An 11,961-nucleotide genomic window follows, 5' to 3' on the forward strand; every position below is an offset into this window, starting at 1 on the left:
GCAGCATGGGCGCGACAACGGTGGCCGTCATCGGCGGCGGCCAGATGGGCAGTGGCATCACGCAGAGTTTCCTGAGCGCTGGCGCCTCCGTGACGCTGGTGGAGACAGTGGCACCAGAGGCCGCCCGGGACCGGGTCGCGCGAGGTCTCGAGGGCGCGGCGGAGCGCGGCAAGCTCACCGAGAAAGTGCCCGCCATTCTCGGCCGGCTGTCGGTCGCCGACTCGGTCGAGAGCCTGCCGACCTCCGCGGAACTGGTCGTGGAGGCGGTTCCCGAGGACCCGCGGCTCAAGGCGGACGTGCTGCGGGCCGCCGAGTCGGCCCTCGGCGAGCGGGCCGTCCTGGCGACCAACACGTCATCCCTCTCGGTGACCGAGCTGGCCTCGGTGCTGCAGCGTCCGGCGCAATTCCTGGGGATGCACTTCTTCAACCCCGTCCCGGCGTCCCGGCTGGTCGAACTCGTCGTGCCGGCCGCCACGGCAGAGGACGTCGTCTCGCTGGCCCGCGGCTGGGTGGACCGGCTCGGCAAGGCCGGCATCGTGGTCAAGGACTCCCCCGGCTTCGCCTCCTCCCGCCTCGGCGTCCTGCTCGGCCTGGAAGCCATCCGGATGCTCGAGGAGGGCGTCGCCGACGCCGAGGCCATCGACACCGCGATGGAGCTCGGCTACCGCCACCCGCTGGGCCCCCTGCGCTCGACCGACCTGGTCGGCCTCGACGTGCGGCTGGCCATCGCCGAGTACCTGCACCGCACTCTCGGCGAGCGCTTCGCCCCACCGCAGCTCTTGCGCGACAAGGTGGCGGCCGGCGACCTCGGCCGCAAGACCGGCCGCGGCTTCCACACCTACCGCTGACAGCCGGCACCGCACCCACCTGGAGGACGACCGACGTGCTGGAGACATTCGCGCGCGAGGGCGTCGCCACCCTGACCCTGAACTCCCCCGCCAACCGCAACGCCCTGTCCCGCGACATGCGTTCCCGGCTGCGGGAGGCGCTGGATGCAGCCCTCAACGACCCGTCGGTCCGCGTGATCGTCCTCGACCACACCGGCCGGGTCTTCTGCTCCGGCATGGACTTCGCCGAGGCCAGCGGCGCGGACGCCAGCGACCAGGGCGTGCACGAGTTCCCCGACCTGCTCCAGACGATCTGGACCGCACCGAAGCCGGTCGTCGCCGTGGTCCGCGGTCCGGCACGCGCCGGCGGGGTGGGGCTGCTGGCCGCCTGCGACGTCGTCGTCGCGGCGTCGTCGGCGACGTTCGGTTTCTCCGAGGTGCGCATCGGCATCGTCCCCGCGGTCATCTCCGCGGTGGTCGCGCCTCGGATGGTGCCCAACGTCGCCCACCGGCTGATGCTCACCGGCGAGGTGTTCGACGCTCCCACCGCCCTCGCCGGAGGGCTGGTCGACCTGGTCGTGCCGAGCGAGGACGTCGACAGCACCGTGACCACCCAGGTCGCCGCTCTGTCGGCGGGCGGCCCGAGTGCCCTGGCCGAGACCAAGCGGGTCCTGCGAGCCCGGTCCGCCTCCCCGGCCGACCAGTTCCCGGCCCTGCTCGAGCTGTCGGCCCGGTTCTTCGCCTCGGAGGAGGGACAGGAGGGCATCGCCGCCTTCCGCGAGAAGCGCCCGGCTCGATGGGGGCCCGCGGGCTGAGCCGGGCAGCCCTGAGCGTCTGGCGCGAGCAAGGCAGCCGGTTCCAGGCGCTCCGGCGTAGGCCTGCGCGAGGTCACGCCATGCGTCCGCGGCGGGCCCGTCGGCGGTCAGGCAGGTGCCAGAGCGTCACGGCGCCGAGTGACCACGAGGCGGAGGTCCTCGGCGGTTCCGTGATCCCGGTCGACGACAACCACCGGTCCCCACGTCCACTCGCTGCCCGCCGGCGCGGTGAGCTCCACACGCCCGGGACCGAGGTGCCGGCTGCCCGTGGACGCGGAAGTTACAGGCCGGGTGCGCGCACACCCGAGGTGGGCGATGTGACGAAGTCCGACAGGCCTGGAGGGCGATGCGCCACCGGGGAGCAACCTCTGCACGCCTCGTGGGCGTCGCGCATCCGAAGCTTCGCCCGCGAATACGTCGGCGCTGCTGCTCGGGGCCTCACCGAGCCGTATGATGACACCGCGGGCGACTGAATCAACGGATACGTAGGATGAGTTTCACCGACTGAGGAGACCGTGTGGCCCCGATCGAGAACCGGTACACGCGTCTGGTGGGGATCGAGCACCCGATCGTGCAGGAGGGCCTCGGGCCGTTCCGGACTCCAAAACTGGCCGCGGCCGTTTCCGCCGCCGGTGGCCTCGGGACAGTGAGCATGCCTGGCATGCCGCTGGACCTCGACGCCGGCGCACGCACCTTCCGGCAGCACATCGACGAGTGCGCGTCGCTGACTGATCGGCCGTTCGCGGTGAACATCCCGGTCGGGGTCGACACGAACGGCGACGTCCTGCCGTTCACCGACGTCTACATCCGGACCGTGCTGGCGGCACGCGCGGCCGACAGCGGCCTGGCCGGCCAGCTCCGGGTGCTCACCACCTCTGCCGGCTTCCCGGGGAGGTACGTCCAGTTGATCAAGGACGCCGGGATGGTGCACCAGCACAAGGTCGGCTCCACTCGCCAGGCGGTCAAGTCCGCGGAGGCAGGGATCGACGTGGTGATCGCCGCGGGCTTCGAGATGGGCGGGCACGCCCCGAGCAAGGCCGTGCACACGTTCGTCCTCGTCCCGAGCATCACCGAGGCCGTCGACGTCCCCGTCCTGCTGACCGGCGGCGCCCGTGACGGGCGTGGACTGGCCGCGGCGCTGAGCATGGGCGCCGAGGGCGTCGCCATGGGAACCCGGTTCATCACCACCCATCAGAACTCCGACTGGCACCCGGCCTACCTGCAGGCACTGCTGGACGCCCAGGAGGGCGACGACGTCGCCTTCGACGGCGTCTACGGACCGTGCCGCGGGCTGCGCAACGCCGCCTCGCGGCAACTGCTCGGCCAGCAGCACGGTGCGGACGGTGAGGTAGACGCGGTCGAGCTGACGCGCTGGAAGATCGAGTCGATGCAGCGTGCACAGACCGACGGCGACGTCGAGGACGGCCTGGTGCTCACCGGCCAGGTCGCCTCGGCGATCCACGACCTGGTCGACGTCGCCGAGTTCGTGCCGGCCATGGCGGAGCAGGCCGCGGCGATCATCCACCGGCTCGCGGCCTCACTGCCGACAATCCGGTGACGGCCACCGAGCCGGCCACCGGTACCGATCTGCTCGATGCGGTCGCGGATCTCGGCGCCGCCCTGCGACAGTCGCTCGAGGCCTCGACCTCGACCACGGCGTCAGCGGCACAGCTGCGCGAGGCTGCGGCCGGGATCCGCGCCGCGACCGCGCCACTGGCCGCGTTGCCACGCCCATACGACAAGCTTCCCGCCGTGGACGACATGGCACGCGCGGTCCGCGTGTTCAACCCCGTCGTCGGCGTGGGCAGCGGGGTCGCGGTGCCGCTGGACCTGAGGCCCGACCCTGCCGGCGGCGGGGTGGTCGCCCGAGCCGCCCTCGGTCAGCGATACGAGGGGCCGCCGACCTTTCTGCACGGCGGCATCTCGGCCCTTCTCATGGATCAGGTCCTGGGCCACGCCGCCATCGCCGCCAACCGCTGGGGCATGACGGTCGGCCTCGACGTGCGCTACCGGCGGCCAGTCCCGCTGCACGTGACCGTCAGGCTGGCCGGCCGGGTTGCCGCGATCGATGGCCGCCGAACGACGGTCGTCGGCACCATCGCTGCCGACGATGCACCCGACGTCGCCCTGGTGGAGGCGACGGCGGTCTTCGTCAGCCCCTCCCCCGAGGTGGCCGCTCGATACTTCGCCGGCGTGCGTACGGCCAGCGGAGAGCAGGTCTCGGGCCGAGTCGGTACCGGCTGACCGTGTGGCCTCCGCTCGAGGTCCCCAACCGGTCACCGTTGCGAGCGGCCGACCGGCCCACCGCGAGTCGCCGCTGCGGACACCACGCCCCCAGGGCCGTCGTCGACGACGACGCTGAGCGCACCTCGCCAGGTCCCGCCGAGTCGATCGGCCAGGGACCGGTCTACATCGACCCGGGATCAGGGCGCGGTCACCGGCCCCTCCGCCACTCCGAAGGCCGGAGCCCGCCGCACGGGCCAGCAGAGGACGGCACCGTCAGCCTCGTTCGAGCACACCGCGCGGTCCCGGTCACCGGCGCTGGTAGGCCAGGAAGTTCGAGCGGTACCGCCATCACGTCGCGCAGCCGCTGCTCGAGCGAGTACTCCTCGGAGTAGCCGTCGTTGCCGAGCTGTCCTCTCGGGTGGGAGGGGGGTCAGGCGGCGGGGCGGTGGACGACTTGCAGTTGGGTGAACTCGTCCAGACCCCAGGGGCCGTTCTCCACCCCTAGGCCGCTCTGCTTGGAGCCACCGAAGGGCAGGCACGGATCGAGCGCGAGATGGTCGTTGACGAACGCGGTACCGGTGTCGAGCCGCGCTGCCACTTCGGTGGCCCGGTCGAGATCACTCCCCCACACCGAGCCAGACAGCCCGAACGGGGTGGCGTTGGCCCGCTCGACAGCCTCGTCGAGCGTCCGGTAGGTGAGTACCGGGATGGCGGGGCCGAACTGTTCCTCGTCGACGATCCGCATGCCCTCGTTCGCGCCGGTCAGGACGGTCGGCGGGAAGAAGTACCCGGGGCCGTCCAGCGGGGCTCCCCCTGCTGCAGCCGAGGCGCCGTCGGACAGCGCCTCTGCGACCAGGCCGCGCACGCGCTCGAACTGGGGATGGTTCTGGATCGGTCCCATCTGCACGCCCTCCTGGGTGCCTGGGCCGACCCGAACTCGCCTCGCTCGCTCAGCGAGGACGTCGACGACGTCGTCGTGCAGCGCCTCAGGCACGAAGATGCGCTTGATGCCGGCGCAGATCTGGCCGCAATTGATGAATCCGCCCCAGAACAGCCCCCTGCCGATGGCCTCGGGGTTGGCGTCGTCGAGGACGATGGCCGCGTCATTGCCCCCGAGCTCCAGCGTGAGCCGCTTGAGGCCATCCGCCGCGGAGGCCATGACCTTTTTCCCGGTGGCGACCGAGCCCGTGAAGCTGACCTTCCCCACGGCGGGATGGCTCGTCATCCATGCGCCGAGGTGGTCGCCGCCGCTTACGACGTTGATCACGCCCGGCGGCAGCACCTGGTTGACGATCTCACCGAGCCGGAGGGTCGCCAGCGGCGTGTAGGGCGATGGCTTGAGGACGACCGTGTTCCCGGCGCGCAACGCCGGCCCCAGTTTCCAGCCGGCCAGCAGCAGCGGGAAGTTCCAGGGGGTGATCGCTGCGACCACGCCGATCGGCCGCCGGCGCAGCTCGGCGCGAGCGCTTCCATCGTCCAAGATCGTCTCGATCGGCAGCTCCAGGGCGGCCGCGGCACGCAGCCAGCGGGTGGTCTCGCTGACCTCGTAGTGCGCGGCTCCCAGCGGCTTGCCCTGCTCTGCGGTCAACAGGTCGGCCAGTTCGGAGGCGTGCTCGTCCACGGCATCGGCCACCGCGTTCAGCCCCGCGACCCGGGCTGCATCGTCGGCGCGCCAGAGCTGCACGGCACGGGTCGCCGCGTCCATCGCCGCATCGAGCTGTTTCCGCGAGCACTCGGGCGCGCGCGAGAACTCCCCTTCGGTGGCCGGGTTGACCACACCGAAGGACGAGTCGGCCGGGAGGACCTGTCCGTTGATCGTCATGCGGGGACCACTCATCGGGCACTCCTGGGCTCGGCACGTACCGGAACGGTTTACTAGACAGCACTCGTCATCGAGTTTCTTTGAGTGTATAGAGTAGGGCGAGCCGACGGCGACACGACGGACTGAACGCCCGTGAGGAGAACCAGTGGACCTCAAGGTCACGCGCTACGAGATCGATCCCGCCGGGGTCGCCACGCTGTGGCTGGATCGGCCCGGCCGGGGCAACTCCTGGACCGGCCGGATGCACGACGAGTACCGGTGGATCTGCAAGCGTCTCGACGACGACCCGGATGTTCGGGTGATCGTGCTGACAGGTACCGGCTCGACCTTCTGCGCCGGTGCCGACTTCAAGGCGCTGGACTCCTACGTGGGAGCCAAGACGTATGACCCGAACCTCGCCGTCGACGCCGAACGCCCCGGGTACGGGGTGCGACCGGAGTTCGACGCCGACATGGCCTGGCAGCTGGGCATGCGCACGCCGCTGATCGCGGCGATCAACGGCGCCTGCGCCGGAATCGCCGTGGCGTTGGCCGCGTTCTGCGACCTACGGTTCGCCGTCGAGGACGCCAAGATCACGACGGTCGCGCCGCGGATCGGGTTGCCCGCCGAGTACGGACTGGCCTGGATCCTGCCGCGCCTCATGGGTGTCACCCATGCCGCCGACCTGCTCCTGACCGGGCGCGTCGTCCTCGCCGAGGAGATGCGCTCGTGGGGGTTCTTCAACCGGGTGCTCCCCCGCGAACAGTTCCACGAGTCCGTCGACGCGTACGCCCACCAGCTGGCCGCGGTCTCCCCCGCCGCGGCCACGACGACCAAGCGCCAGATCTGGGCCGATCTTCTGCACGCTGACCCGCGGGCGGCGGTCGAGCAGAGCAAGGAACTCATCGGGCTGCACATGACGAGCGCTGACTACGCGGAGGGCGTCGCCGCCCTGATGGAGAAGCGCCGCCCCCGGTTCGAGCCGCAGCCGTCAACCCGGGAGGAAACGCCGTGAAGGTCACTGTCGACGCCTCGCTCTGTCAAGGCCACAACCGCTGCTACGCCCTGGCACCCGACCTGTTCCAGCTCGACGATGCCGGCTTCGCCAGCGCCGTGGGCGACGGCACCGTCCCTCCCGGCCAGGAGGACGCCGCCGAACTCGCCGCGGACAACTGTCCCGAGATGGCGGTGACCATCCATGCATGACACCCGACCCCCGACGGCTCCGAGCTGGGGCCGAGAGGTCACCATGGGGGTGGTCGACGGCCATCCGTGCCGGCTCTACGCCGACCGGCCGCACTCGGTCGCCGAGTTCCTGCACACCGCCCGTCGGTGGGCCGACCGTGAGCTGCTGGTCCAGGGCACTCGCCGGCTCACCTCGGCCGAGCACGAGCAGGCGGTCGCCCGGGTGGCCGCCGTCCTGCGGGACCACGGGGTCGGCCCCGGCGACCGGGTCGCCCTGATCGGCTTCAACTCCATCGAGTGGATCGTCAGCTTCTGGGCGGTTCAGGCCGTGGGCGGCACCGCCGTCCTCGGCAACGCCTGGTGGAGCGACGACGAGGTCACCGCCGCGCTGGACCAAGCCGATCCAGTGCTGGTCATCACCGATCGTGACCAGCGGCGGCCTGCCCTCTCGATGGCCAGTCTCCGTTCCGTGGTGGACCGCGTCGAGGACCACCTCCCTCTGGTGCTGGCGCCGCCGGACGAGGACGCACTGTCGATCATCATGTTCAGCTCGGGCACGACCGGCGCCCCCAAGGGCGTGCTGATCTCCCACCGCGCCGTCGTGGCCAACATCCACAACCTGCTGGTTCTCACCGGCCGGTTGCCGGACGAACTGCCGGACACCCATCCGGGCACGGTGAGCCTGCTCTCGGTGCCGCTGTTCCACCTCGCCGGCATCCAGGTCAGCTGCAACACGCTGCTGTCCGGGGGCCGGCTCGTCTTCCTGGAGGGCAGGTTCGACCCGGCCGAGGTGCTTCGGCTCATCGAGATCGAGCGAGTGCGGGTCTGGGGCAGCATCCCGACCATGGTCTCGCGGGTCCTCGATCATCCCGACTTCGCCGTGCGCGACGTCTCCAGCGTCTCCTCGGTGCCGATGGGTGGCTCCGCCGTGTCCCCTGAACTCCGAGAACGCGTGGCCACAGCCTTCGCCGGCGTCAAGAGCCGGGTAGGCAGCCTGTACGGGCTCACGGAGGCCGGCGGCGTCCTCGCCGCCGGCTCAGGCAAGGACGTCGCCGCCCGACCCGGCTGCGTCGGTCGCGCGCTCCCGGTGGTGGAGCTGCGCATCGCGAACCCGGACCACGAAGGGATCGGCGAGATCCAGGCCAGGACCCCGACCTCGACTGGAGGCTACCTCGGCGAGGACGGCGCGATCGCCGACACCGACGGCTGGATCAGCAGTGGCGACCTCGGTCGGATCGACGCGGACGGCTGGCTGTACGTCACAGGCCGCTCCAAAGACGTCATCATCCGGGGTGGCGAGAACGTCGGCGCGGTGCACGTCGAGGACCGACTGCTCACCCATCCCGACGTCCTCGAGGCGGCGGTCGTAGCTCTCCCCCACCCCGACCTAGGCGAGGAGGTTGCTGCGGCCGTCGTGCTCCGCCCGAACGCCGCGGTACAGATCGCGGACCTCGAGGCGCACGCCCGACAAGGGTTGGCTCGATACGAGGTCCCGACCGCTTGGTGGGTCCGGGCGACGTCGCTGCCACTCAACGCGACCGGAAAGGTGCTTCGGCGGGAGGTCCGCCGGACGTGGTTGGAGAACGGCGGCACCACGCAGGACGAGCGAGCAGGGCGGTCGACAGCGTGATCAGACGACTACCGGCCGGTAGAATCCGGCCAGCCCGTGACACCGGAGAGAAACCAACCATGCGTAGGGGGAACCGCCCGTGACTGCAGCCGAGAGCCCGCCCGAGGCCCGAGGCGCAGGAGCCGGTCTGTCGGCCGGCAGCGCCCGTTCCCTCCTGCTGACCATCCTCGGTGAGCTCGTCTGGCCGGAGAACCGGCCCGTCTGGACCTCGGCACTCCTGTACGTCCTGCGCGGCCTGGAGGTCGAAGAGCAGACCGCCCGCCAGGCCATCGCCCGCGGGGCGGCGGCCGGCTGGATCACAGGCGAACGGCACGGTCGTGAAGTCCAGTGGAGCCTGACGCCCAGCGGACGGAAGCTCATCAAGGAAGGCGCTGCCCGCGTCACGTCCACGACCGCGGCGAGAACGGGCTGGGACGGCCGATGGCTGATCTTGCTCGTGACGATTCCACACACCCACCGGACCGTCCGCAAGCGGCTCTACGCCGGTCTCACGTGGGCTGGTTTCGGCAACCCGACGCCGGGCGTCTGGATCAGCCCGCACCCGGACCGTCAGGAAGAGGCTGCACGGCTCATCGCCGAGCTCGACCTCCAGGACAATGCGCTGTCGTTCATCGGTCCATGCGGTGCCATCGGCTTGAGCGACGAAGAGATCGTTGCGCGCGCCTGGGACCTCGCCACCCTGAGCGAGCACTTCGAGGCCCAGCTGGCGGCACTCGCCGACATCGACCCGGAGCCCGGCGACCCGATGCTGCTGACGCACATCCAAGTGGTGAGCGAGTGGCAGCGGGCACCGTTCAAGGATCCCCAGCTGCCGGAAGAACTGCTGCCCAACTGGGTCGGCCACCGCGCCGCCGCCCGGCTGGGCGAGCTGCGGGCCAGATGGTCCGATGCGGTTCACGCCCGCTGGCGCGAGATCAACACTGAGGACGGCACCGTCGGCTGACCCGCCTCGCGAGCGGTCCAGGTGCCCGTCAGGTTCGCTTGGTCGCCGGCGCCAGGGCGTCGATCTGGTCGTCGTCGTAACCGACTTCGGCCAGCACCTCTCGCGTGTGCTGACCTGCGCGTGGCGGACCGGGGACCACGTCGCGAGCCACCCCGCCGTAGCGGATCGGGGAGTCGACGGACTCGACCGGCCGGCCCTCGATCTGCACGCCGTCGATCTGCACCCAGGCACCGGCCGCACGGGCCTGCGGGTCCTCGAGCACCTCAGCGGGAGTCTGCACCGGCGCCCACCAGACGTCGTGCTCATCGAAGACCTCGACCCAGTGCGCGAGAACGTGCCCGGAGAAGGCCTCGTCGAGGATCGGGATGAAGTCGCGTCGGTTCTTCGAGATCGCCCGAGCACTCGCGAAGCGGTCATCCTCCAGCAGGTCCGGGCGGCCGATCGCAGCGAGCACTCGAGGAAGGTGCCGGCCAGCCTCGACGCCCACCAGGTAGAACCAGCGGTCGTCGGCCGTCCGGTACGAGTTGTACATCGGCGTGGGACAGATCTCTCGTGGATACGGCGGCCGGGGGCGACCGCCCATGGCCTGCACGCCGAGTTCACCGGCCAGCGCCCACATGCCGGTGCGCAGCAACGAGGTCTCGACGAATCGTCCACGACCTGTCTGCTCCCGCTCGTGCAGTGCGGCCAGGATCCCCGCGACCGACGTCATGGCCGCGAAGGTGTCGCCGAGCCCCTGCATCAGGGGAGCCGGTGGCTGACCCTGGGTGGTGATCTCGTGCGCGATGCCCGTACGCCCGAAGAAGGAGGCGAGGTCGTACCCTGCCCGCTCCTCGTCCGGGCCGCCCCACCCGTAGGCGGTCAGGGAGCAGAACACCAGTCGGGGGAACCGCTCGCTGACGACGTCGGGAGCCAAGCCCAGACGGCGCAGCGCGGCCGGCCGCAGGTTGCTCACCAACACGTCCGCGCGCTCCAGGAGGGCGCCCAGGGCGTCGCGCCCTTCGGTGGACCGGACGTCGAGCTCGATCGACCGCTTCCCACGGTTGGCCGACGTGAAGGCACCGTTGGGCGCATCCGGGTTGGCACCCATGGAACCCCAGATGTGGCGCATCGGCTCGCCGCCGTGCGGTTCCACCTTCACCACATCGGCGCCCCAGTCAGCGAGAACGCCGCCGGCTGCCGGCCCGGCCATCCAGTGGGCGAGCTCGACGACCCGCACGCCGTCCAGCGGTCGTGCAGCCTCGGTGGACCCCGTCATCGCGCCACGACCGGCTCGGACGAGCGAGTCGCGGGCTCGACGACGAACTCCACGCGTTCGGGCCCGCGGGTCTGCCCGCCGCTCCACTCCACCACGGCGCCGTCGGCCATCCTGAACCGGGGCATGACCCTCAACCACTCCTCCAGGGTGACCTTGATCTCCAGGCGAGCCAGGTTGGAGCCGAGGCATCGATGGGCACCGGATCCGAATGTGAGGTGCCGGTTGCGGCGACGGTCGACCTGCACTTCGTGGGGATCGGTGAAAACGACTGGATCCAGGTTGGCGGCGGCAAACGGGAGGACGACGCGTTCACCGGCGTGCACGCAGCGGCCGTGCAGTTCGACGTCCTCCTTCGCCAACCGTCCGACGGTCACTGGGGCGTAGCAGCGGAGGAACTCCTCGACCGCGGTGTCGATCAGGCTGGCGTCCGCCACCAGGCGCTCGCGATCCTGCGCATGGGTGGCCAGGTGCCAGAGGGTCGACCCGATGGCGCTCCAGGTGGTGTCCGCCCCGGCAATGAGGACCAGGAAGGCGGCTCCGATCCGATGCTTGCGGGACAGCGGCTCGCCGTCCAACTGCGCTGTCGTCAGGTAGGTCAGCAGGTCACCGCCGTCGTCACCGGTGGTGGCACGCTCGTCGAGCAGGCTCTCGAGGTAGGTGATGATCTCCCGCACCGCCTCACCACGGACCGCCTGATCGGTGGGGCCGACGCGGATCATGCGAATCATCCAGTCGTGGAACTGACCACCCGGCGGGACCCCGAGGATCGACGTCAGGACGGTCAGCGTCAGCGGTTGGCTGTAGTGCTCGATGACGTCTCCGCCACCGCGCTGGGCCAGGTCGGCCACCAGTCGGCGCGCTTCGGCCCGGATCATCGGTTCCATCCCCGCGACCTTGACGGGCATGAAGTAGGGCATCAGGACGTCCCGGTGCGCCTTGTGCTCCGGAGGGTCGGATGTCAGCGGCGGCAGGTACAGACCCCCGGCCGCTTCCAGCGGACCTGCCACCTCGACGGCTCGTGACGTGAAGCGATCCGTGTCACGCGCGATGTCCCGGATGTCGTCGTATCCGGACACCATGTAGGAGCCGCCCCATTTGTCGGTGTGCGCCACGGGGCAGCCGGCGCGCATCGCCGCGTACTGCGCGTTGGGGTCGGCCCGGAACTCGGCGGAGTAGAGGTCGTAGCCGTCGGCGGGGTATGACGCCCTGTCGGTCATGGCAAAGACATTACGCGCTAGGAGACTGGCTGTCCAAGGTTGTAGAGTGTCTGCTCGTC

11 protein-coding genes are annotated in these 11,961 nt (G+C 70.6%); 8 read left to right on the top strand and 3 right to left on the bottom strand.

Annotated elements, in window-relative coordinates:
* The first annotated feature begins 5 nt into the window (after positions 1-5).
* The 4 genes from GCU56_RS02930 to GCU56_RS02945 all read left to right on the top strand — a co-directional run bounded on the left by GCU56_RS02930 (position 6) and on the right by GCU56_RS02945 (position 3,886).
* Positions 6-848 carry a 3-hydroxyacyl-CoA dehydrogenase family protein gene (locus GCU56_RS02930; RefSeq protein ID WP_163480025.1) on the top strand — a complete coding sequence of 281 codons (843 nt, stop codon included), beginning with the start codon at positions 6-8 and terminating at the stop codon, positions 846-848.
* 35 nt (positions 849-883) lie between these two features.
* The gene (locus GCU56_RS02935) at positions 884-1,642 is read left to right on the top strand and encodes an enoyl-CoA hydratase-related protein (RefSeq protein ID WP_163480026.1); all 759 of its coding nucleotides are present in this window, start codon (positions 884-886) and stop codon (positions 1,640-1,642) included.
* Positions 1,643-2,192: 550 nt separating this feature from the next.
* Entirely contained in the window at positions 2,193-3,200 is a 1,008-nt protein-coding gene (locus GCU56_RS02940) for an NAD(P)H-dependent flavin oxidoreductase (protein ID WP_345771613.1), read from the top strand.
* A complete protein-coding gene (locus GCU56_RS02945) occupies positions 3,197-3,886 on the top strand; it encodes a hotdog domain-containing protein (RefSeq protein ID WP_163480028.1) in 690 nt (229 codons plus the stop codon). Before GCU56_RS02940 ends, GCU56_RS02945 begins: the two co-directional genes overlap by 4 nt.
* A gap of 412 nt (positions 3,887-4,298) precedes the next feature.
* On the opposite strand, the gene GCU56_RS02950 is transcribed toward GCU56_RS02945, so the two are convergent.
* Entirely contained in the window at positions 4,299-5,690 is a 1,392-nt protein-coding gene (locus GCU56_RS02950; RefSeq protein ID WP_204331389.1) for an aldehyde dehydrogenase family protein, read from the bottom strand.
* Positions 5,691-5,835: 145 nt separating this feature from the next.
* Between GCU56_RS02950 and GCU56_RS02955 the strand changes: the two genes are divergently transcribed.
* The 4 genes from GCU56_RS02955 (at position 5,836) to GCU56_RS02970 (ending at position 9,427) form a co-directional block, all read left to right on the top strand.
* Positions 5,836-6,684: an enoyl-CoA hydratase-related protein gene (locus tag GCU56_RS02955; protein WP_163480030.1), complete on the top strand. Its 849-nt coding sequence runs from the start codon at positions 5,836-5,838 to the stop codon at positions 6,682-6,684.
* On the top strand, positions 6,681-6,875 hold the full coding sequence (locus GCU56_RS02960) for a ferredoxin (RefSeq protein ID WP_163480031.1): 195 nt from the start codon (positions 6,681-6,683) through the stop codon (positions 6,873-6,875). Before GCU56_RS02955 ends, GCU56_RS02960 begins: the two co-directional genes overlap by 4 nt.
* A 43-nt stretch (positions 6,876-6,918) precedes the next feature.
* Entirely contained in the window at positions 6,919-8,484 is a 1,566-nt protein-coding gene (locus GCU56_RS02965; RefSeq protein ID WP_204331390.1) for a class I adenylate-forming enzyme family protein, read from the top strand.
* 79 nt (positions 8,485-8,563) lie between these two features.
* Entirely contained in the window at positions 8,564-9,427 is an 864-nt protein-coding gene (locus GCU56_RS02970; RefSeq protein ID WP_163480033.1) for a PaaX family transcriptional regulator C-terminal domain-containing protein, read from the top strand.
* Positions 9,428-9,455: 28 nt separating this feature from the next.
* Here the strand turns inward: GCU56_RS02970 and GCU56_RS02975 are convergent, their stop codons facing one another.
* A complete protein-coding gene (locus tag GCU56_RS02975) occupies positions 9,456-10,685 on the bottom strand; it encodes a CaiB/BaiF CoA transferase family protein (protein WP_163480034.1) in 1,230 nt (409 codons plus the stop codon).
* Positions 10,682-11,902: a cytochrome P450 gene (locus GCU56_RS02980; protein ID WP_163480035.1), complete on the bottom strand. Its 1,221-nt coding sequence runs from the start codon at positions 11,900-11,902 to the stop codon at positions 10,682-10,684. The genes GCU56_RS02975 and GCU56_RS02980 overlap by 4 nt, the downstream gene beginning before the upstream one ends.
* Between the last annotated feature and the right edge of the window lie 59 nt (positions 11,903-11,961).

The organism is Geodermatophilus sabuli, from assembly GCF_010686765.1.
Lineage (GTDB): Bacteria > Actinomycetota > Actinomycetes > Mycobacteriales > Geodermatophilaceae > Geodermatophilus > Geodermatophilus sabuli_A.